Consider the following 20,223-nt stretch of genomic DNA (forward strand, 5'->3'; position numbering starts at 1 on the left):
ACGATTTCTAGTCTTGATGGCCCTCCCCCCGGGGCATCGAGTTGAGGGCTCCCTTCCGGGAGCCCTTTTTTTGTTCCGCGATCCGGGCCCAGTACCGCAGTTTTCAGTGACTCTCAGTGCGCACCGGCCACCCCTCTTCCGTCACCGCCGGCAACCATCCGGCGACCGCGCAGTTTCGGGTCCGCGCCAGCCCGGACCGATGCTCGACCGCCTTCGGATGTCGACCGAGCCTACTGACTGATACACCCTCTCGAGCTTGAGGCCCTTTTGCTCGCTGACAAGGCGCGGTGAGCGATGCGAAGCCAAGCTTCATCCCGCGAACCGCAACGCCCTCAGCAAGCAAAGCCGACTCAAGCCCCGTCGCTCGATGGCGTGTGGGGATGGCGCCCCCATCCCCCACCTTTCCGAGCCCCGCTGCGCCCCGAAGAAGACAAAAAGGGACTGGCAACACCGCGACCGGACTGCGCGCCGAGCCGAGCCGGGCCGGGCCGGGCCGGGCCGGAATACACAGTGCATCAACGCGATGCCGGCACATTCATGAACCTCTTCCAGGCACCTACGGAGGCTCCATGGGTATGGCAACGGGCCGTTGGTCGAAGGGACGGATAACCCGACCCCGAAATAGAGGCATGGGCTCATCCCCACCGACATCCGGTAGCGGGCCCAGCCGACCGCCGCGAGCAAGGCCCCCGCCCGGGCGCAGCCATCAGAAACCAGACAACGAAGCAATGTCCGAGCCGGCCCTGGATTACAGGGCAGGCCGGACGGATGGATATGCGGCGGCCAGGCTGACGCACACAAAAAAGGGGCTGCTCTCGGCAGCCCCCTTGATCGACCGGTTCCGCAGGGCCTACAGGCGACCGAGCAGCGCCTCGGCATCTGCCCGCTGGTGGAACTGGTCGTGCACCTCCAGCAGGCGACGCAGGCGTTCAGCGGCGGCTTCGCGCTCGCCCTGTTCGCTTTCCGCCCAGGCCAGGTGGTACTGAATGCCCGGATCATCCGGGGCAAGCTCGCTGGCACGGCCCAGGATGTCTGCGGCCTCTGCAGGCTCACCGGCGTGGATCAGCACCACACCCAGGGTGTCCAGCACCGGAGCCGCCTCCGGTGCCAGCTCGGCGGCCCGGCGCGCATGCTCCAGCGCCTGCCGGGTGTCACTCTCGCGCAACGACCATGCGAGGTTGTTGAGCGCAATCACATCGTCGCCATCCTGCTCGACGATCCGACGGTACGAATCCACCGCTCCGGACCGGTCGTCCGCCGCCATCTGCTGCGCCGCGTGGATATGCCATGTCGCCAGGTCCTGCGGATTTTGGTCCAGCCAGGCGGCCAGCGTGGCCCGTCCGGCATCGCCATCCCCGGCTTCGCGCTGCGCCTCCGCCAGTGCATGCACCCAGTCCCGACGCTGCGAACCCGGGTCCGCCAGGGCGGCCCGGTAATGCTGCACGGCGGCGGCTGGGTCGTCCCGCTGCATGGCCGCGCGGCCCAGCAAGGCCTGGACCTCGCTGCGGTCCTCGTAACGCTCCTCCAGGCGCGCCAGATGCGGCTCGGCGTCACTCATGCGGTCCTGATTGAGCAGGCCCCGGGCCAGCAGCAGGCGGGCCCGGTAGTGGTCCGGCTGCTGCTCCAGGAGCTCGCGAAGCGTGCTCTCGGTCGCGGCCTCGTCGCCGGCCTGTGCATGTGCGCGGGCCAGGGCGAGACGCAGGTTCACGTTGTCCGGCGCCTGTTCGACGGCCTCCGCGAGACTTGTCACCGCGGCATCCGGACGATTGAGACTCTGCTGGACGTCCGCCAGCGCATACAGCAGGTCCGGATTCCCGGGGTGATGCTCGCGCGCGGCCAGGAGCGTCTGCAGGGCCTGCTCTGGTTGGCCGCCCTGAAGCTGGATCTGGGCCAGGGTGAGATGCGGCGGCAGCAACTCGGGCTGCGAGTCGATGGCCGTTTGCAGCCAGCGCGCCGCCCCCTGGCGGTCGCCATCCTGCAGGCTCATGTTGGCCAGGCGCTGGGCCGAACGGGCATGCCCCGGGTCGCGCTCCTGGATCGCTTCCAGCACCTCGCGCGCCGCCCCGCGATTGCCGACCTGGAGTTCCAGGCCAGCGAGGTTCATCGCCACGGATATATCGTCCGGGTCCAGCGCGACGCCCTCGCGGAAGGCCGCCCGGGCCTCGTCGGTTCGCCCCAGCCCCATCAGGGCGGCGCCCTGCAGGCTCAACGGACCGGCCGCTTCCGGCTGGAGCTCCTGCAGACGCTGTGCCCGCTCGAGTGCCTCGTCGTAGCGTCCTGTCTGCAACAGGTACAGCACCAGCGTGGTATCCACCTGCTGGGCCGAGGCCTCGCCGCCTCCGGCGGCGCGCAGCGCATCCAGACCTTCTTCCGTCTCCCCGCCCCGGAGCAGCGCCACCGCCAGCAATTCCTGGAGACCCTGCGAACCCGGGCTCGACGCCGCCGCGTCGCGCAACGCATCGATGCCGGCTTCGGAATCGCCGGCAACCAGCAGCAGTCGCCCGCGCAGCTCGGCCATGTCGGCCGGCTCGCCGGTGTAGTCACGGCTCGCCCGCGCCACGAACTGCAGGGCATCCTCCACGCGATCCTGTTCCAGATAGACCGCGGTCAGCGTACGAATCCCCTGCAGCGATCCGGGGCTCTCCTGAACATGACGATTGAGGTTGTGTTCGGCCTGCTCCATGTTGCCGAGACTGCGATGAGCCAGGCCGAGGCCCAGAAGCGCCGGGCTGTAGGAGCGATTGCCGGCCAGGGCCTGCTCGAAACTCGCCCGCGCTTCGCTATGCCGCTCCTGCTCCATCAGGAGCATCCCGTCCAGATAATGCACGCCCGGATGCGATGAGCCGCCTTGCTTCAGGCCGTCGACATCCGCCCGCGCACCCTCGTAATCACCGGCATTCAGACGCACCATCGCCCGCGCCATGTGATCGCGCCCCGAGGCCGGGCGGACTTCGATGGCCCGGCTGAAGGCCTCTTCCGCACCCTCGGGGTCGCCGATGATGCGCCGATACTCGCCCAGGAGACTCCAGGCCTGTCCCAGCTCGGGCTGCAGGTCAAGGGCCTGCTCCAGGGATGCGATCGCGTGTTCGGCATCGCCCTGGGCCATCGACAGGTGGGCATGCGCCAGGGCCTGTAGCGGCTCCTGCTCGCGCTCTCCAATCTGCGCCAGCTCGACTTCCGCCGCCTCGCGCTCGCCGACGGCCGCGAAGGCGACGGCCCGCAAGGCGTGCAGCCGCGGCCGTTCCTCCGCCGCCAGGTCCTCTGGAACCTCCTGCTCACGGATGCGCCCAAAACGATCGGTCGCGAACCACGCCTCGGCCAGCGGCAACGCCACCTGAGCGTCCGGGATCCCGAGCGACTGCGCCCGCTCCAGCTGACGCAACGCCTCCTCGGGGTTGTTCAACTGCAGGTACACCACCCCGAGCCTTTGCCGAGTGGCGGGGGCATCGGTATTCAGCTGCAGGGCATTGCGGTACTCGATGCGCGCGCCCTGGTAGTCGCCCTTCTCCTGCAGGGCCTGGGCGCGTTCGAGGTAGTCCTGTTCGCTGCCCGCCCCAATCTGGTCGCAGCCGGCCAGACCCACACCGGTGGCCAGCACCACGGCCAGGGCCAGGGGCTTCAGCCGCCCGTTCGGTATCCGGATGGGGCGGGGCCGGGCGAGCCCGGCGTCTTCTTGCATGTATCGGGTAGTCACTATGGTGCTCCTCATCTGAGCCCGTACTTGTCGAGCAGGCCGTAGAGCGTTGGACGGGTAATGCCGAGGGTGTCGGCTGCCTGGGCGATGTTGCCGTTCGTGCGCCCCATCGCCTTGATTACGGATTGATATTCGGCCCGGTCACGGGCCTCGCGCAGGCGCTCCGGCGGCGGATCCTGATCCCGGTCCTGCAAGCCGAGGTCCTCCGCAGTCACCAGATTGCCGTCGGCCATGATTACGGCGCGCCGGATCAGGTTCTCCATCTCGCGCACGTTACCGGGCCAGCTGTGGCCCTCGATCGCCCGCAGCGCATCGGCAGTGAAGCCGCGGCGGGGTTTGCCCTGCTCGCGGGCGAAGCGTTCCAGAAGCGCATGCGCCAACAGGGTTGCGTCACCCTGACGTTCGCGTACCGGGGGGATGTCGATGGCGATCTCGCTAATGCGATAGAAAAGGTCCTCGCGAAAATCGCCCGAGCGGATCAGCGCCTGGAGGTCCTGATTGGTCGCACCGATGATGCGCACATCCACCGGGATCTCGTTGCGCCCGCCCAGGCGCTCGACCGTGCGCTCCTGCAGAAAGCGCAGGAGCTTGGCCTGCAGGCTCTGCGGAAGATCGCCGATCTCGTCCAGAAACAGCGTGCCCTTGTCGGCGTGTTCGATCTTGCCGATAGTCTGGCGGGTAGCCCCGGTGAAGGCGCCCTTCTCGTAGCCGAACAGCTCGCTTTCCAGGAGGTTCTCGGGGATCGCGGCGCAGTTGATCGCAACGAAGCGCTCCTTGGCGCGGTTGCTCAGGTCATGGACGGCGCGCGCCAGGACCTCTTTGCCGGTGCCGCTGTCACCCAGCAACAGCACCGTCGCGTCGGAGGGCGCTACGCGTTCCACCATGCGGCAGACCTGAAGCATGCGCGGATCCGCGGTGATGAGCCCGGACAGCGAAGAGACGCCGCCACGGGCCAGGCGCCGATTCTCCTCCTCGAGCTCGTACAGCCGCGCGGCGCGGTCCACGATCAGACGCAGGAGTTCGGCGTCCACGGGCTTGATATAGAAATCGTAGGCCCCCAGGGCAACGGCCTTCAGGGCGTTCTCGCGATCATCATTGCCGGTGACCACGATCACCTTGACCCCGGGATTGAACGCCAGGATCTCCTCCAGGAGTGCCAGGCCCTCGGTGGCGTTTGCGGGGTCCGGGGGCAGACCCAGGTCCAGCGTGACCAGCTCGGGCTCGTGGCGACGCATGTGGGACATCGCGCTGGCACGATCCTGGGCCTGGAGGATCTCGTAGCCGTCCAGACACCAGCGCAACTGGCTTTGCAGGCCGGTGTCATCCTCGACAATCAGAAGCTTGAGCATCGACTCCATTACATTGCACCCGGCCCGGGGAGGACGTGATGGTGGACGGCGGGGAGGGTTGTCATGCGCCGTACTGCGGCAGGCGCAACGTGAAGGTGGTCCCCTCGCCGACGCGGCTGGAAACATCGATCCGCCCGCCCATCCGGACCACCAGGTCGCGGGCCTCGTACAGCCCAATACCCATGCCGGCGTTTCCCTTGGTGGTCTGAAACGGACGGAAGAGCCGCCGACGAACGAAGTCCTCGTCCATGCCGGACCCGTTATCCTCGATTCCGATAATGACCCATTGATCCCGGGTTTTCAGGGTCAAGGTTATATCGCCGTTATCCGGTGTGGCCTCCTGCGCATTCCGCACCAGGTGCAGCAGTACATTCCGCAGGGCGTCACGGTTTCCGAGGACCTCCGCGGACGTGTCGATCGCCACTCGGGGCAGCGGATGGATCTCGCGGCTATCGCCCGCAACCTCGCGCAGCAGGGCGTCCATGTCGATCGCCTGACGCGGGCTGTCGGCACCCGGTTGCGCCTTGCGCAACTGGGCGAGGGTGCGTTCCAGACGCTCGCGTGCGTTGCCGACGGTGCGGAAGGCGTCCGCCACAAACTCGGGGTTATCGCGGTGACGCTCGGCGTTGGAGCTGATCAGGGACAGCTGGGCCGATACGTTCTTGAGGTCGTGGACCAGAAACGCCGCCAGCCGGTGGAAGGTCTCGAACTGACGCGCCTCCAGCAGCGCCTCGTCGGTCTGCACCAGGGCCACGTAGACCGCCAGCTGACGGCCCGCGGTCTTCAGGAGGTCGCGCTCCTCCCAGTCGATACGGTGCCGTGCCCGCGGCTGGGCGAGCACGACAAAGCCCTCCAGACCATCGCTTTTCAGGAGCGGCACCACGGCCCAGTGGCGCGGGTTGTCGACCAGCCACTGCGGCAGATCGAGCCCGTGATAGAACGCCGGATCGCGGCGGAACTCGTCAATATCGATCACCCACCCGGAGTGCGTCAGAAACGCCACCAGCGGGTCGTCCGGTTCCATTGACGGATAATCCGGCTGGCCCAGATTCAGGACCCCGTCGAGGGCGAAGGTGCTGTCGTCCCGACGAACCCACAACAATCCGCCCGGACTCTCGACCAGCTCGCCAATGGCCTGGATGGCGCGCTGGCGAAACGGGGTCTCGTGGTCGGTCTGCGCCAGGGTGCCGGTAAACCGCAGCCACTCCTGGCGGTAATCGTAGCGATAGTTGAAGAAGTGCTTGGCCAGCCAGACGCGCAACTGGGCGCGGACGCTGCCGGAAAAGAGCACGATCGCCAGGAGCAGCACGGCCCCGAACAGCAGGGTGACCTGCAGCAGCGCGCCCAGATCGCCCCCGTGGTGGCGCAGGTAATACCCCGCGCCCCCGACCGCCAGCAGATACAGCCCGGCCCCGAACAGCGACGCGGTGTGAAACAGCAGATGGCGGGACACCGTGGGCCCCTCGCGGTGCGGCAGGCGCCGGCTCATCGCGACCGCGAGCAACGGAACCACCAGCGCGTTGACGAACCCGCGGGCCTGCCAGGACGGGCTGTCGATCGTCTGGAACAGCACCAGATCCGCAAACAGGAACAGGTCGAACGCGAACAGGCCACCCAGGCCCAGGCAGAGGAACTTGATCTCCCAGCGATTCTGCGGCGGCGTGTTGCGGTAGACCTGCTCCACCAGCACCAGTCCGGCAATCGCCATCAACAGGGTTGCCAGCCCCGGCCAGATGGCACCCAGCAACTGTGGCCACAGCATCGGCACCAGGATGAACAGCAGGAACGCCGTGGTGGCCGCCCCCCACCAGCGCAACGCACGCGGCTCGACCCCGGGGCGGCTGCCACTGCCGGCAAGCAGCGCCAGCAACACCGCAAACCAACCGGCATTGCGCGCCACCTCCATCACCCCACCGGAGATCGCAGCACTGGTCCCGTAGTGCCAGGCCAGAAAGCCCAGATATCCCGCCCATCCCACCGACAGCAGCGAGGCCAGCACCATCCACAGGGCCGATGGGCGATTGCGCCAGCGCACCACGGTCACAACGGCCAGGACCAGGAACGCAAGTGCCGCCGTCAGATAGCTCGTCGCGGCCAGGGGCATCAGCATCGCGGATTCAGCGGGCCCCGCGGCCGAACAGCACAACCTTGACGGTCTCGAACAGGATCAGGATGTCCAGAAACAGGGTGTGGTTCTTCACGTAATACAGGTCGTACTGCAGCTTCTGCCGCGCATCCTCGACCGAGGCCCCGTAGGGATACCGCACCTGAGCCCAGCCGGTGATCCCCGGACGGATGGTGTGGCGCGCGGGGAAATAGGGGATCTGCTCGGTGAGCTGTCCGACGAACACCGGTCGCTCCGGGCGCGGTCCGACAAACGACATGCTGCCCTGGAAGACATTGATGACCTGCGGCAGTTCGTCGATGCGCAGCTTGCGGATAATGCGCCCAACACGGGTGATGCGGTCATCGTCATGCACCGCCCAGCGCGCGACGCCATCGACCTCGGCGTCCTCGCGCATGCTGCGGAACTTGCAGACCTCGAACGGGACGTTCCCCTGACCCACACGAGTCTGCCAGTAGAACACCGGGCCGCGACTCTCCAGCTTGATCGCCAGGGCGGTGGCCAGCATCACCGGCAGGGTCGCTGCCAGCAATGTGGCGCTGGCCAGCACATCGAACGTCCGTTTCACCGCGTTGCGCGTCCAGTGCTGCCGGAAGCCTTCGCCGAAGATCAACCAGCTGGCGTTCAGCGAGTCCAGCTGGACCTTCTGCAGTTCGCGCTCGAAGAAGCTCGAGACGTCGGTAACGGCAACCCCGTTGAGCTTGCACTCAAGCAGCTGCCCGATCGGCAGGTTGTGGCGTCGATTGCGGATCGCGACCACGATCTCGTGTACTCGGTGCTCGCGGGCCATGTCCAGCAGGCTGGCATCGCTCCCGAGCAAGAAATGGCGTCCCGGATCGCGCGCACAATCCTTCTCGCCCTCGGTTGCGATGTACCCGATAACCCGGTACGGCAACTCTTCCGAATACTTGTCCGGATGGATCGTGTCGATCGCGCAGGCCCGGCTGCCGGTGCCCAGCACCAGGACCCGGCGCTTGAAGGCATCCGCCTCGGAAAAGTTGCGCCAGAGGGTCCTTTCGGCGACCAGACCGGTCAGCAGGAGCAGCACGCCGCCGCCGACTGCGATCGGCGAAAACAGCGCGGCCGGGACCATGGCGCCATAGGCCAGCAGCAACCCACCCACAACCAGGATGGCCGGAACCAGGCGCAGCAGCGACCGCAGCGTGCTGTGGGTCGCGAGGTAGTCGGATTCGTACAGGCCGGCGAGAGTCAGGACGACCAGGACGACCAGCGTCGCCACCATCAGCTGGGGGTCCAACAGGCTGAGAGCCTCCGGCTGGAAGGGCGGCAGGGTCAGCACCGCATACAGGCACAGATACGCCACGAGCAGCTCCGCGCCCGCGAGCATCAGGACGCGGCGGCGGATGTAGTGGCCGAAGATGCGCACGACTAGCCCCCTCGCCGAGGCGCGTACACAGAAGAGTTGTTCGTCCTTTTCAGGGGATCCATGGGTACCGTCCCCGAGCCCGATCAATGGGGGCGGTCGTTCCCGGGTGGCGCCTCAAAGGCCCACCCACCCGGAAACCGGCCCCCCGTTCCGGGTTCGTCAGAAGCGTCGTTCAGGAATGATCAGCGTGTCACCGGGCAGCATGTCCACGTTGGCCGAGATATCGCCACCGTTGACCAGGTCGTCCAGGCGCACCCCATATTGCTTGCGCTCGCCATTCTCGTTACGCACGATCACTGCGCGATTTCCGGCAGCAAATTCGGTGATGCCGCCCACCGCGATCATCACATCCATCACGCTCATCTCCTCGCGATATTGCAGCGCCTGCGGCGCGGCGGCCTGCCCGATCACGCGAATCTGGCGACTATAGGGCCCGGCAAAACCGGTCACCATCACCGTGACGATCGGATCGCGCAGGTAGCGGGACAGCTCCTCCTCCATCACACGAGCCAGCTCCGTGGGCGTCTGCCCGCTCGCCTGGACATCCTCGACCAGCGGGGTCGTAATTTGCCCGTCGGGGCGTACTGACACGCCAGTGGAAAGGTCCGGGTTGCCGCGCACGGATACCTGCAGGGAATCGCCGGGACCGATGATGTACTGCTCGATCACCGTGCGCTCGATGGAGGTCGGGGCCTCCGGGTAATCCGTCGTGGCACAGCCTGCCAGCAACAAGGCCGGCAGCAGGATGACGAAGCCGAACCTTGGCCCGGACTTCGACCCGGCCTTTGGAGCATTGATCAGGGACATCACGACTCCCCCTTGGAGATTCTGGCGGTTGTTAGAGGCTTCACCCGACCGGGAACGGGGCCCGCACCGCACCCCAAAAGGTCGCGGAAACTGGCTACGCTTACCGGGAATACCGGATTCCACAAGCAACTTGATGTTAGGCCTCGGGTATGAACAGAGTCCACGTAAGGTCTTCATTCCCGGCGCTCCAGGACTAACGTTCGTGTTACGGAGACGTCGGGCCATCTACCTCCACCGAACAGGAGTGTCCCGTGGAGTTTCTGTCTCTCCGTTTCCTTGCCGACTGGTTTCTGCTCCCGCCCAGCGGGCCGCTCCTGCTGGCCCTGGCGGGCCTGCTCCTGTACCGGACCCTGGCGGGCAAGGCCCTGCTGACCGGCGGGCTGCTCCTGACCTACGCATTCAGCATCCCGCCCGTCAGTCACGCCCTCATGGCCCCGCTGCAGGCCGCCTACTCGCCGCCCGACACAGCCGCGCTGGAACACGCCGAGGCCATCGTCGTGCTCGGCGCCGGGTATCGCAGTGGTGCGGTGGAATTCTCCGGCGAAACGGTCAACGACCTGGCCCTGGTGCGACTGCGCTACGCCGCCGCCCTGCACCGGCAAACCGGACTCCCCGTGGTCGCCACCGGTGGCGGCCCGGAGGACCGGGAACCGGAAGCCCGCTGGATGGCCGAGGTCCTGGAGGAGTTCGGCGTCAGTCCGGTGTGGCAGGAAACCCGTGCGCGGGACACGGAAGGCAATGCCCGGCACTCGGCCGCGCTGTTGCACGAACGCGGCATGCAACGCGTCCTGCTCGTCACCCATGCGCACCACCTGCCGCGCGCCACTGCGGCATTCGAGCGCGCCGGGCTGGAGGCCATCCCGGCCCCGACCGGCGCCTTCGTCGCCCACGACACGAGGCTCTCGTTAGGCGCCTTCAAACCCCAGGCTAACGCCATGCGCACCAGCTGGCTCGCCATGCACGAGTACCTCGGTATTCTGTGGTATCGCTGGCAATACGGCCGTCGCCCGGCACCGCCGGACCCCTGACGCGCCCCGCCAGCCCCAACCCATCACAACCGAGGGGCGACGGATGAATCTGCTGGTAACAGGCGGCGCCGGATACATCGGCAGCCATGTCCTGCAGCATCTGCGCAGGGGCGGGCACGACGTCACCGTGTACGACAACCTCAGTACCGGGCACGCATGGGCCGTGGGGGATGCCGAGCTGGTCGTCGGCGACTTGGCGGATACCCGGCGCCTGCAAGAAACGCTCGAACGCGGCTTCGACGGCGTGCTGCACTTCGCCGCGCACATCATCGTGCCGGAATCGGTCACCGACCCGCTCAAGTACTACGGCAACAACACCCGCAACACCTTCAACCTGCTGGAGGCCTGCGCCGCCACCGGCGTGCGCTACTTCGTGTTCTCCTCCACCGCCGCCGTCTACGGCATCCCCGACACCGTCTCGGTCGCGGAGGATGCCCCCCTACAGCCGATCAACCCCTACGGCGCCTCCAAGATGATGTCCGAGCGCATGCTGATGGACCTGGGCGCCGCCTCCGACCTGCGCTACGTCAGCCTGCGCTACTTCAACGTGGCCGGCGCCGACCCCGAAGGCCGCCGGGGCCAGGCCACCCCCGACGCCACCCACCTGATCAAGGTCGCCTGCCAGGCCGCCACCGGCCAGCGCGACGGCATCACCGTATTCGGCACCGACTACGCCACCCGCGACGGCACCTGCGAACGCGACTACATCCACGTCGAGGACCTCGCCGCCGCCCACGTCCGCGCCCTGGAACACCTCGACGGCAGCGGTGCCTCGCAGGTGCTCAACTGCGGTTATGGCCACGCCTACAGCGTGCTTGAGGTCATCGACGCCGTGAAACGCGCCAGCGGCGTGAACTTCCCCGTCACCCTCGGCCCGCGCCGCGAAGGCGACCCGCCCGCCCTGATGGCCGACGCGCGCCGCATCCGCCAGACCCTCGCCTGGGAACCGCAATACGCCGACCTCGACCTCATCGTCCGCCACGCCCTCGCCTGGGAACAGAAGACTGCACTAGAGACCGCCTGATCCGTATCTCCCAGGCATTGAGGGCCGAATGCTATAGTCGAGCCAAAGCCCAAGGCGGTCCGAAACATGGCATCGACCCTCCACGCCAACACCGGAAACACGGCAGAGGCACTCCCGCCCCGCGAACGCGTGAACCACCTCGCCCATGCGGCTGCGGAACTCGTGCGCGAAGAGTTCGGAAAAGACGCACAGGTGTTCTGGTTCGGGTCCTGGCCGCGCGGCACCGCACGGTGGAACTCGGACATCGACCTCGCCGTACTCCCGGCCAGGGAGGTTTCCATCAGCGACTGGGGCCGGCTCCGCGGGCACATCGAGGATCTGCGCACCCTCTACACCTTCGACCTGGTTGACATGACCGAGGTCAGTGATGAATTGCGCAAGGAAATCGAAAGCGAGTGCAATCATCGCAGGGGTCAGACCTTGCCTTTTGCCGCCGTATAACGTCATCGCAGGGGTCAGACCTTGCCTTTTGCCGCCGTATAACGGGAGGGGCAAAAGGCAAGGTCTGACCCCATGATCCTTAACAAAGGCAAGCGACGCTTGCCTCCCCGCGAGCACCAGCCACTCGCCGAGACCGACGCCCCGAACGCGTGCTGGTCAGCGGACTTCATGTCCGATGCTCTCTGGGATGGTCGTCGCTTCCGCACCTTCAACGTCGTCGACGACTTCAACCGCGAGGCCCTCGCCGTGGAGATCGATCTCAATCTACCGGCCCCGCGCGTCATCCGGGTGCTCGAACGTATCGCGGCCTGGCGGGGCTATCCGCAGCAGCTCCGGCTCGATAATGGCCCCGAGTTCGTCTCGGCGGCCATCGCCGACTGGGCTGAGCAACGCGGTGTGGAACTGAGCTTCATCCAGCCGAGAAAACCGATGCAGAACGGGTTCATCGAGCGGTTCAATGGCAGCTACCGCCGTGGAGTGCTCGACCTGTATGTCTTCCGCACGCTGACGGAGGTCCGCGAGCACACGGAGCGCTGGCTGCAGGACTACAACGAAACCGTCCCTCACGACGCGCTGGGGGACCTGACGCCTGTCGAGTATCGACAGCTACACCACCCGGAAACCTCTAGAGTGGCATCGCAGGGGTCAGACCTTGCCTTTTGCCGCCGTATAAGGGGCAAAAGGCAAGGTCTGACCCCAGGATCCTTATTCGTCACCCTCGGCCCGCGCCGCGATGGCGACCCGCCCGCCCTGATGGCCAACGCGCGCCGCATCCGCCAGACCCTCGCCTGGGAACCGCAATACGCCGACCTCGACCTCATCGTCCGCCACGCCCTCGCCTGGGAACAGAAGACCGCGCCACAGCCAGCCTGATCCGCATCGCCCTCGCAGTACTCCCCGGAAGGGAGGTTTCCATCAGCGACTGGGGCCGACTCCGCGAGCACATCGAGGACCTGCGCACCCTCTACACCTTCGACCTGGTTGACATGACCGAGGTCAGCGACGAGTTGCGCAAGGAAATCGAAAGCGAGGGAATCCCGCTTTGAATGCGGTCCAGCGAAACCGCGTTACAGGACCATCCGACGGGCGAGGTGCAGGAGCCGGGCGGGCAGTTCGTAATCCAGCTCCCAGCCGATGCTCATCGGCTTGCTACCTTCGTGGTTCTGGTAGCGAACCGGGCCACAGAAGGTGAGTGGCTCGCTGAGGCCAGTCACATCACGTTTAGCGCGCCGAATGAACAGCATGGGGGTGTAGCCGAGCTCTTCGTGGTGGATGTAGCGCTGCCCGGTCTGAGAGGTGGGTGAAGTGCCGGACTGCGACTGTCAGTGGGACCGCCGCTCGTTGAGGGCGTAGTCCTCGTACATGATGGTAGGCGAGAACTCCTGCTCGGATTTTTCCAGGGTGACGAACAGCGCATCCACGCGCCGTTCCGGTACGTGCCGGACACCCTCCTGCTGGGTGATGGGATTTTCTAGGCTGCCGAGCCCCAGGGCCAGCCGGATCTGCTCGCGGGTGTAGGAGGCGTGCACCTCCAGGGGACCGGTCTCCTTTGGGAAGGTGATGCCGCTGGCCAGGACCAGCGCTCGCGCCGCCAAGCGGCAACTTCCTGGAGATCCCGGTAAAGGGGGCGTTGTTCGCGGATGCAATCGTCCATTCATCGCAGGGGTCAGACCTTGCCTTTTGCCGCCGTATAAGGGGCAAAAGGCAAGGTCTGACCCCATGATCCTTAACCGATGGCCTGCTCGGCCTGGCTGCCCACCCGCTGCTGGACGCGCTGGGGGCGGCGGTAGTGCGCAACGCCTGGCCGTACCTCCACCGGGCGTGAGGCCTACGCTTCGGCGTGGAATTCGCGGTATTCGTCGAGGAAGGCGAGCCGCGTGGTGTCGGTGACGCGGTCGATGTAGAGCTTGCCGTCGAGGTGGTCGATCTCGTGCTGGAAGACGGTGGCGAGAAAGCCTTCGGTCTCCAGATGGCGCGGCGTTCCGTCCGGCTCGCGGTAGTCCACGGCAATGTGCCGCGGTCGCGCGACTTCGCCACGCAGGCCGGGTACGGAGAGGCAGCCTTCCCAGTAGCGCTGCGGCGTCGGGTCGAGCACGGTCACGGCCGGGTTGACGAGAACCAGGCGACCGGTGGGCACGGCATCGGGGTAGCGGCTGTTGCCGGGCTCGATCTCGATCACGGCAACGCGTTGAGGCACACCGATCTGGGCGGCGGCCAGGCCGAGCCCTTCGTTGGCGTGCATGGTGTCGACGAGGTCGTCCACCAGGGCGTGCAGCCGGGGGCTGTCAAAATCGGATTCGGGTACCGGGTCGCAGGTGCGACGCAGGTCGGGGTGTCCCATGCGCAGGATAGGGCGAAGACTCATGGGGAGATGGTGCCACAGGGGGAATAATGGTGGCCGGGGACAGAATTGGACCGCCCTCAGAAGAAGAGGAAACGCACCTTCCTAGCTGCCACCTTGCCGTATTCGTAACCCGCGTCGGGATATCGAACTTGACATACCATATTTAGCATACATACTCTATTTAGTATGTGGGATGTCTATGAGCACAAGCGGGTGGAGAAGAGCCTTGCAGCGGCACCTGCTGAAGTTCAGAAGCGGTATGAGAAGTGGAAGGACATTGTCACCATCTCCGGTCCGCAGGGGTTGCGGCAGATTCGAGGCTTCAACGACGAAGCTTTAGCGGGCAAGTGGAAGGGCTTCCGGTCGTCTCGTCTGAACCTCCAGTACCGTGTCATTTACCGGGTGGAGAAGAACAAGGTTCTTATACAGGTCGAGAAGGTGACTCCCCACGATTACGGGAGGACGTGACATGAGTGATTATCGCAAGGTAAAGAAAAGGGTCGAAGTTTCGGTTGGCGAGTCGGTTCGGATCCTGCGTGAGCTTCAGGAAATGAGCCAGAACGACCTCGCGAATGCTTCCGGCATCCCGCAGTCCACCATTTCGGCCATCGAGAATGACCGTGTACGTCTCGGTGTTGATCGCGCCAAGGTCCTGGCAAGGGCTCTGCGCTGCCACCCCGCCGTACTCGTATTCCCGGGCTGGGATGTCGAGCATGAATCGGCCGCATAGCCATCAGGCGGTTCAGAGACATTCAACGTCGGATCAAGTACCCGATCACATGCAGACGCGACGCAGGTCGGGCGGCCCATACACAGACACGGCCAACGCTTATTGATGGGGCGGATGGTGCTACGGGAAAAATAATGGTGGCCGGGGACGGAATCGAACCGCCGACACGGGGATTTTCAATCCCCTGCTCTACCGACTGAGCTACCCGGCCATACTTCGGGGGAATCGTCCTGCGGACGAAGGGCGGTATTAAAGCCGTCCGGCGGCCCCACGTCAAGCGCGCGGGGCCGCCGGATCGATACGAGCCGCGGAAAACTGCGACTCAGGAGGCGTTCGGGTCGACGAAACCTTCCGGCTTTTCCGAACCGTCGCCGAACAGGAACTTCTCCATTTCCTCTTCGAGAAACTTCCGCGCCTTGGGGTCGACCGGGGTCAGGCGGTATTCGTTGATCAGCATGGTCTGGTGGCTCAGCCAGGCCTGCCAGGCCTCCTTGGACACGTTCAGGTAGATCTTCTTGCCCATCTCGCCGGGATAAGGCGGGAAGTCGAGCCCGTCCGCCTCTTTGCCGAGTTTCACGCAGTTAACGGTTCGTGCCATTGCCGGGATCCTTGTCGTCGTGCAGATAACGCTGGATGGGGGCCGGGATGCCGACCGCCCGTGATGTGCCGGGTTTATACCAAATCACCCTGTTGCCTTCCATGATCCCACACGCGCCAGCCGGGAGGTCGAAGGGCCGAATGCGCAGATCCAGGCGGTAGTGGCTGAAGCTGTGCTGGAGCCCGTGATCGGCACCGGACGGGGCGGCACCGGGCCACTGAACGAGCACCCAGTCTTCCAGGGCCTCGGCGGTTTCGGCCTCGGGCAGGCTGTAGAGCCCGCCCCAGATGCCGTCCTGTTCGCGCTGGATCAACGCGATACCCTCCGGCGCCTGCAGACAGGCGGCCCAACGCGTGCGTGTGGGCAGATCGCGGCGCGGCCGGGGCGAAGGCAGCGTGCCGGTCAGGCCCTGCTGCGCGGCTCCGCAGTCCGCGTGCACCGGGCACGCTTCACAGGCGGGGCGGCTGCGAGAACAGAGCAGGGCGCCCAGGTCCATGATCGCCTGGGTGTAATCTGCGCAGCGTGTGGCAGGGGTACGCGCCTCGGCCTCGGCCCACAGTTCGCGCTGGACGGCGGTACTGCCCGGCCAGCCGTGGATCGCTGCGTGACGGGCGAGTACGCGCTTGGCATTGCCGTCCAGGATGGCCTCGGGCACGTCGTGCGCCTGGGCGACGATGGCGGCGGCGGTGGAGCGGCCGATGCCCGGCAGTTGTTCCAGGCCCTCGCGCTCGACGGGAAAGACGCCCCCGTGTTCCTCGACCACCACCTGTGCGGCGCGGTGCAGGTTGCGCGCACGGGCGTAATAGCCAAGCCCCGACCACTGGTGCAGCACGGCGTCCTGCGGGGCCGCGGCAAGGCTTTGCACGTCGGGGAACTGCTCCATGAAGCGCAGGAAGTAGGGGACGACGGTCTCCACCCGGGTCTGTTGCAGCATGATCTCGGAGACCCACACCCGATAGGGCGTGCGCGGATGCTGCCACGGCAGGTCCTGGCGACCGTGGCGATCGAACCAGGCGAGCAGCCGCTCGGCGAAGGCGTTCATGGGCGAATCGAACATGGCGGCACCCGCACCGGGGGCGGGCGCCGCGGGTGATCAGCGACTGCGGAAGCGATCCAGGAGGCGGTCGGACTCCTGCTCGATGCGCTCGCGGGCGCGCTCTTCTTCCTCGTCCAGGCGTTCGCGGACACGATCCTCTTCCTCTTGCACGCGTTCGCGGACCTCGTCCTCGTAGCGGTCCCGCAGGGCGTCCTCCAGGTCGAGACGGAAGCTCGGGTCGGTGAACGTGCCGCTGATGCGGATCGGCAGCCTTACGCCCCGCAGATCGTCGAGTTCCCGGCCGCCCTGGCCCTCTAGCGTGCCGACCACGGTGCTATTCACGCGGTAGTCGAGGGTGTCGTCGTTCAGGTCGGCCTGGCCTTCGCCGCTCACCCGCAGCAGGGGCGAGCTGGCCGCCAGGTCCTCGTTGCGCACTATGCCGTCGCGAATGGTGAAGCTGCCGGTCAGTTCGCTGAAATCGGTCTGGTTGGGCTCGTCTTCTTCCAGCTGCTCGCCGCGCAGACGCGCCTCGGCCCGGCGGATGATCTGGGCGACGTTGATGCCGCGAACCGCGCCATCCTCGAAGCGCATGTTGCCGGAGCCGTTCAGGGCACCCTTCAGCTCGCTCAGGAGCTCGCCCCGGGTGGCGATGTCCAGCTCCAGGTTGCCGGTACCCATCAGGCGCGCATCGTCTCCCTGAAAGTCTTCCAGCAGGGCCCCGATATCCAGGGCCTGCAGGTCGGCCGCCAGCTCGTAGCGCGGGGCATCGTGGCGCGCGTCCAGGCGCAGGCGGCTGCTCAGCTCGCCGTCGTAGGCCTCGGCATTCAGGGGCTGGATATTCCAGTCACCGGCCTCGGCGCGGATCTGCAGCTCGATGTTGCGCAGGACCATGCCCATCACGTCGAGGCGGCCCAGCGCCGCGCTGCCATCCACGTCGACGCTGCGCAGGGCCTCCAGCGGCAATTCGATAGCGATATCCTCGTCGGCATCACGCTCGCCGTTACCGTTCTCCGTGCGCGCCTCTTCCACTTCCGGCGGCAGATAACGGTCGAGATTCAGGCGCTCGCCGGACACATCGAAGGTAATCAGCGGGCGTTCCCCGCGACCATCCCAGCCCGCGGAACCGCTCAGCATGGCGTCATCGACGGTGATCAGGAACGGGTCCATGTTCAACGCCTGGAAGCTGCCGTGGGCGGACAGGTCCAGGGCAACCCGGGCCAGGGCATCCGGATCGCTGGTTTCGGGGGCGTCCATTCCCAGGTCCGTCAACACGTCCTTGAGGTTGAAGGTGTTGGTGCGCATCTCGCTACGGATCTGAGGCTGCTCGCCATCCAGCTCGGACAGCTCGGCAAACCCGGTCATGCGCACGCCAGCGACACCCAGCGTCAGACGCTCCAGGCGCAGGGACATCGCGTCGGCCATTTCCAGGGCCACATCGGTTTCCAGGGTCATGCCCACGGCGCGCGGCAAGCCACCACCGTCGAGGCCCAGGGTGGCGTTCAGACGACGCACGGAGTAGCGCTCGTTGAGCAGGTCGACGTTCATCAGCCCGCCGAGGTCAAGCGCGAGCTCCACGGGTTCGGCCAGATCGCCGCCCTCGACGCGCACGACCGCTTCCAGATCCAGCCGCGTCTCGACGCCCGGGCGGAAGCGCCCAATCTGCAGCTCGAACGGGTCCAGGGTGGCCTGCATGCCGGTCTCGCGATCATCCCAGTGCACCCGGGTATTGGTCAGGGAGATCCCGGCCACGTCGATGCGCTGCAGGGCCAGCCGGGTCTCGGTCGTGGTGCGTTCATCGTCATCCGCACCCACGGCGTCGTCGCGGGCAGCACCCGCGTGATCCAGCAGGTCGTCCCAGTTGTTGCGGCCCTGTTCGTCGCGCGCCAGGTTCAGGCGCACGCCGTCGGCCTGCACGCGCTGGACCTCCAGTTCGCGGCGCAGCAGCGGCATCACCGCCACCGCGACATCCACCACGTCGACCTCGGCGAACGGCTCGTCGCCAAAGCCCTCGGCATTGCCGAAGCGCACCTCTTCCAGACGCAGCCCAAGGCTGGGGAACAGGGTCAGGCCGATCGGCCCGGAGAGGGTCAGTTCGCGACCGGTCGCCTCCTGCACCTCCGCTTCGATGCGCTCCTTGTAGTCATTCGCATCGAAGGTGATCAGCAGGTAGGCGGCCACGATGATGGCCAGCAGGATCAGTACGGCGATCAGGCCCAGCAGGCGCTTGATCCATTTCATTCGGAATCTCCTTTCGGTTCGGCCCGCCAGGTGCCACTGCGGCCCCCGCGTTTCTCGAGCAGGCGAACACCATCAATTTGCATGCCGCGATCCACGGCCTTGCACATGTCATAAACCGTCAGCAGCGCAGTGGATACGGCGGTCAGCGCCTCCATCTCCACCCCGGTCTGGGCGTGCACCTCGCAGGTGGCCTGCACGCGCACGGCGGTGTCTTCCGTCTCCAGATCCAGGGCCACCCGGGTCAGTCCGATCGGGTGACAAAGCGGGATCAGGTCGCCGGTCTTCTTGGCCCCCATGATGCCAGCCACGCGGGCAATACCCAGGACGTCCCCTTTCGCATGGCGGCCTTCGCGGATGCGCTGCAGGGTATCCGCCTGCATGTGGATCCGGCCCTCGGCGATCGCCACGCGATGGGTGACGGACTTTTCGCCGACGTCGACCATGTGCGCATGGCCTTCGGCATCGAAGTGAGTGAATTCGTTCATGCCGGCTATAATGCTTGACTCGCAGTTATCTTTACAGGGGCCGGAATGACCGTAAGCGTTCACTATTTCGCGCGATTGCGCGAGGAACTGGGCCGCCAGGGCGACGATGTGGCGCTGCCCGGAGACAGCCTGACCGTCGGCGAGCTGTGGCGGCACCTGCACCAGGATGCCCCCCCCGAACGCCTGATGGCCGCGGTCAACCAGGAACAGGCGAGCCTGGAGACCCCGGTGCGCGATGGCGACGAGGTCGCCTACTTCCCGCCGGTGACCGGGGGCTAGGGTGGCGGTCGAGATCCACACCAACGATTTCGACCCCTGGGAGGTCGTCCGCCAAGCCGAGCTGGCCATCCCGGCGAACGCCCGCGGCGCGGCCAGCGTTTTCGTCGGCCGCATGCGCGACTTCAACGAAGACGAGGATGTGACCGGCCTGTTCCTGGAGCACTATCCGGGGATGACCGAGCGCGAGCTGGAGCGCATCGTCGCCGAGGCCGAGGCGCGCTGGCCGCTGCTGGGCTGCCATGTGGCCCACCGCGTCGGCGATGTGCGTCCCGGCGATGCCCTGGTGCTGGTGGCCACCTGGTCCGCCCACCGCATCGCCGCCCGCGACGCCTGCAGCGACATCCTCGAACGCCTGAAGCACGAGGCCCCGTTCTGGAAACGCGAGACCCTGGCCGACGGCACCGACCGCTGGGTGGAGAAAAACACCCCGGGTTTCTGAACGCCACCCGCTGTTCGCCCCCCTTGTAGGAGCCTGCTTGCAGGCGAATGCCCCTGCCAAAGTCGGACGCGGGCAGGGGCATTCGCCTGCAAGCAGGCTCCTACGGGGCCCAGCTCAGGACATGAGGCATCCCGGCCGCCTCCCCCACATCGTCATCCCGGAAACCGCACAGCGGTTATCCGGGATCTGGCTCCGCGGGTGCATCCAGGTAGATCCCGG

The 20,223-nt window shown here is 66.3% G+C and carries 18 protein-coding genes, 1 tRNA gene and 4 pseudogenes; 11 read left to right on the top strand and 12 right to left on the bottom strand.

The features are described from left to right. Positions 1-850: 850 nt before the first annotated feature. The 5 genes from prsT to F816_RS0112750 all read right to left on the bottom strand — a co-directional run bounded on the left by prsT (position 851) and on the right by F816_RS0112750 (position 9,362). Positions 851-3,694, bottom strand: coding sequence for an XrtA/PEP-CTERM system TPR-repeat protein PrsT (prsT, locus tag F816_RS0112730; RefSeq protein ID WP_231363408.1), 2,844 nt, complete (start codon positions 3,692-3,694; stop codon positions 851-853). An 11-nt stretch (positions 3,695-3,705) separates the two neighbouring features. Further along, positions 3,706-5,043 carry a PEP-CTERM-box response regulator transcription factor gene (prsR, locus tag F816_RS0112735; RefSeq protein WP_018144846.1) on the bottom strand — a complete coding sequence of 446 codons (1,338 nt, stop codon included), beginning with the start codon at positions 5,041-5,043 and terminating at the stop codon, positions 3,706-3,708. A gap of 61 nt (positions 5,044-5,104) precedes the next feature. Next, on the bottom strand, positions 5,105-7,153 hold the full coding sequence (prsK, locus tag F816_RS0112740) for an XrtA/PEP-CTERM system histidine kinase PrsK (protein ID WP_019595055.1): 2,049 nt from the start codon (positions 7,151-7,153) through the stop codon (positions 5,105-5,107). Between the two features lie 7 nt (positions 7,154-7,160). Continuing rightward, on the bottom strand, positions 7,161-8,555 hold the full coding sequence (locus F816_RS0112745; RefSeq protein ID WP_019595056.1) for a TIGR03013 family XrtA/PEP-CTERM system glycosyltransferase: 1,395 nt from the start codon (positions 8,553-8,555) through the stop codon (positions 7,161-7,163). Between the two features lie 159 nt (positions 8,556-8,714). Further along, the gene (locus F816_RS0112750; protein WP_019595057.1) at positions 8,715-9,362 is read right to left on the bottom strand and encodes an XrtA/PEP-CTERM system exopolysaccharide export protein; all 648 of its coding nucleotides are present in this window, start codon (positions 9,360-9,362) and stop codon (positions 8,715-8,717) included. A 251-nt stretch (positions 9,363-9,613) separates the two neighbouring features. Between F816_RS0112750 and F816_RS0112755 the strand changes: the two genes are divergently transcribed. From F816_RS0112755 to F816_RS15155, 6 genes and pseudogenes are all read left to right on the top strand, one after another. Next, positions 9,614-10,390, top strand: coding sequence for a YdcF family protein (locus F816_RS0112755; RefSeq protein WP_019595058.1), 777 nt, complete (start codon positions 9,614-9,616; stop codon positions 10,388-10,390). Between the two features lie 43 nt (positions 10,391-10,433). Continuing rightward, positions 10,434-11,414 (top strand): UDP-glucose 4-epimerase GalE, encoded by a 981-nt coding sequence (gene galE / locus F816_RS0112760; RefSeq protein WP_019595059.1) that lies wholly within the window; start codon positions 10,434-10,436, stop codon positions 11,412-11,414. Between the two features lie 66 nt (positions 11,415-11,480). Beyond that, entirely contained in the window at positions 11,481-11,855 is a 375-nt protein-coding gene (locus tag F816_RS14155) for a nucleotidyltransferase family protein (RefSeq protein ID WP_019595060.1), read from the top strand. A gap of 84 nt (positions 11,856-11,939) precedes the next feature. Further along, positions 11,940-12,476, top strand: a pseudogene (locus tag F816_RS14160) (integrase core domain-containing protein); the annotation flags it as partial. A 90-nt stretch (positions 12,477-12,566) separates the two neighbouring features. After that, positions 12,567-12,728: pseudogene (locus F816_RS15015) on the top strand (UDP-glucose 4-epimerase GalE); the annotation flags it as partial. Further along, positions 12,656-12,901, top strand: coding sequence for a hypothetical protein (locus F816_RS15155; protein WP_369773439.1), 246 nt, complete (start codon positions 12,656-12,658; stop codon positions 12,899-12,901). The pseudogene F816_RS15015 and the gene F816_RS15155, both read left to right, overlap by 73 nt. 21 nt (positions 12,902-12,922) lie before the next feature. Here F816_RS15155 and F816_RS14740 read toward each other — a convergent pair. After that, positions 12,923-13,509, bottom strand: a pseudogene (locus tag F816_RS14740) (DUF3427 domain-containing protein); the annotation flags it as partial. 72 nt (positions 13,510-13,581) lie between these two features. On the opposite strand from F816_RS14740, the pseudogene F816_RS14745 reads away from it, so the two are divergent. Then, positions 13,582-13,680: pseudogene (locus F816_RS14745) on the top strand (polyketide cyclase/dehydrase); the annotation flags it as partial. A 3-nt stretch (positions 13,681-13,683) separates the two neighbouring features. Here F816_RS14745 and def read toward each other — a convergent pair. Continuing rightward, a complete protein-coding gene (def, locus tag F816_RS0112785) occupies positions 13,684-14,220 on the bottom strand; it encodes a peptide deformylase (RefSeq protein WP_026333273.1) in 537 nt (178 codons plus the stop codon). 165 nt (positions 14,221-14,385) lie between these two features. Here def and F816_RS0112790 point away from each other — a divergent pair, with 165 nt between their 5' ends. Together F816_RS0112790 and F816_RS0112795 are read left to right on the top strand one after the other, a co-directional pair. Beyond that, positions 14,386-14,667 carry a type II toxin-antitoxin system mRNA interferase toxin, RelE/StbE family gene (locus tag F816_RS0112790; RefSeq protein ID WP_019595065.1) on the top strand — a complete coding sequence of 94 codons (282 nt, stop codon included), beginning with the start codon at positions 14,386-14,388 and terminating at the stop codon, positions 14,665-14,667. A 1-nt stretch (position 14,668) separates the two neighbouring features. Continuing rightward, positions 14,669-14,929, top strand: a complete 261-nt coding sequence (locus F816_RS0112795; RefSeq protein WP_019595066.1) for a helix-turn-helix domain-containing protein — start codon at positions 14,669-14,671, stop codon at positions 14,927-14,929. A gap of 135 nt (positions 14,930-15,064) precedes the next feature. Here the strand turns inward: F816_RS0112795 and F816_RS0112800 are convergent. From F816_RS0112800 to moaC, 5 genes are all read right to left on the bottom strand, one after another. Continuing rightward, positions 15,065-15,140 (bottom strand) — tRNA-Phe (locus F816_RS0112800). A gap of 111 nt (positions 15,141-15,251) precedes the next feature. Next, positions 15,252-15,527: an oxidative damage protection protein gene (locus F816_RS0112805; protein ID WP_038032041.1), complete on the bottom strand. Its 276-nt coding sequence runs from the start codon at positions 15,525-15,527 to the stop codon at positions 15,252-15,254. After that, on the bottom strand, positions 15,511-16,569 hold the full coding sequence (mutY, locus tag F816_RS0112810) for an A/G-specific adenine glycosylase (RefSeq protein ID WP_026333274.1): 1,059 nt from the start codon (positions 16,567-16,569) through the stop codon (positions 15,511-15,513). The genes F816_RS0112805 and mutY overlap by 17 nt, the downstream gene beginning before the upstream one ends. 51 nt (positions 16,570-16,620) lie before the next feature. Then, positions 16,621-18,801, bottom strand: coding sequence for an AsmA family protein (locus F816_RS0112815; protein WP_019595068.1), 2,181 nt, complete (start codon positions 18,799-18,801; stop codon positions 16,621-16,623). Continuing rightward, the gene (moaC, locus tag F816_RS0112820) at positions 18,798-19,286 is read right to left on the bottom strand and encodes a cyclic pyranopterin monophosphate synthase MoaC (protein WP_019595069.1); all 489 of its coding nucleotides are present in this window, start codon (positions 19,284-19,286) and stop codon (positions 18,798-18,800) included. Before moaC ends, F816_RS0112815 begins: the two co-directional genes overlap by 4 nt. A gap of 45 nt (positions 19,287-19,331) precedes the next feature. Here moaC and moaD point away from each other — a divergent pair, with 45 nt between their 5' ends. Then, positions 19,332-19,565 (top strand): molybdopterin converting factor subunit 1, encoded by a 234-nt coding sequence (gene moaD, locus F816_RS0112825; RefSeq protein WP_018951590.1) that lies wholly within the window; start codon positions 19,332-19,334, stop codon positions 19,563-19,565. Between the two features lies 1 nt (position 19,566). After that, positions 19,567-20,004: a molybdenum cofactor biosynthesis protein MoaE gene (locus tag F816_RS0112830; RefSeq protein WP_019595070.1), complete on the top strand. Its 438-nt coding sequence runs from the start codon at positions 19,567-19,569 to the stop codon at positions 20,002-20,004. The last annotated feature ends 219 nt before the right edge of the window (positions 20,005-20,223 follow it).

This window comes from Thioalkalivibrio sp. ALM2T (assembly GCF_000381505.1).
Taxonomy (GTDB): domain Bacteria; phylum Pseudomonadota; class Gammaproteobacteria; order Ectothiorhodospirales; family Ectothiorhodospiraceae; genus Thioalkalivibrio; species Thioalkalivibrio versutus.

What these genes read in the sequence shown, in the direction of transcription:
- prsR (WP_018144846.1), bottom strand. Translation starts at nt 5,043, where the DNA reads ATGCTCAAGCTTCTGATTGTCGAGGATGACACCGGCCTGCAAAGCCAG.
- prsK (WP_019595055.1), bottom strand. Translation starts at nt 7,153, where the DNA reads ATGCTGATGCCCCTGGCCGCGACGAGCTATCTGACGGCGGCACTTGCG.
- F816_RS0112750 (WP_019595057.1), bottom strand. Translation starts at nt 9,362, where the DNA reads ATGTCCCTGATCAATGCTCCAAAGGCCGGGTCGAAGTCCGGGCCAAGG.
- galE (WP_019595059.1), top strand. Translation starts at nt 10,434, where the DNA reads ATGAATCTGCTGGTAACAGGCGGCGCCGGATACATCGGCAGCCATGTC.
- F816_RS14155 (WP_019595060.1), top strand. Translation starts at nt 11,481, where the DNA reads ATGGCATCGACCCTCCACGCCAACACCGGAAACACGGCAGAGGCACTC.
- def (WP_026333273.1), bottom strand. Translation starts at nt 14,220, where the DNA reads ATGAGTCTTCGCCCTATCCTGCGCATGGGACACCCCGACCTGCGTCGC.
- F816_RS0112790 (WP_019595065.1), top strand. Translation starts at nt 14,386, where the DNA reads ATGTGGGATGTCTATGAGCACAAGCGGGTGGAGAAGAGCCTTGCAGCG.
- F816_RS0112795 (WP_019595066.1), top strand. Translation starts at nt 14,669, where the DNA reads ATGAGTGATTATCGCAAGGTAAAGAAAAGGGTCGAAGTTTCGGTTGGC.
- F816_RS0112805 (WP_038032041.1), bottom strand. Translation starts at nt 15,527, where the DNA reads ATGGCACGAACCGTTAACTGCGTGAAACTCGGCAAAGAGGCGGACGGG.
- mutY (WP_026333274.1), bottom strand. Translation starts at nt 16,569, where the DNA reads ATGAACGCCTTCGCCGAGCGGCTGCTCGCCTGGTTCGATCGCCACGGT.
- F816_RS0112815 (WP_019595068.1), bottom strand. Translation starts at nt 18,801, where the DNA reads ATGAAATGGATCAAGCGCCTGCTGGGCCTGATCGCCGTACTGATCCTG.
- moaC (WP_019595069.1), bottom strand. Translation starts at nt 19,286, where the DNA reads ATGAACGAATTCACTCACTTCGATGCCGAAGGCCATGCGCACATGGTC.
- moaD (WP_018951590.1), top strand. Translation starts at nt 19,332, where the DNA reads ATGACCGTAAGCGTTCACTATTTCGCGCGATTGCGCGAGGAACTGGGC.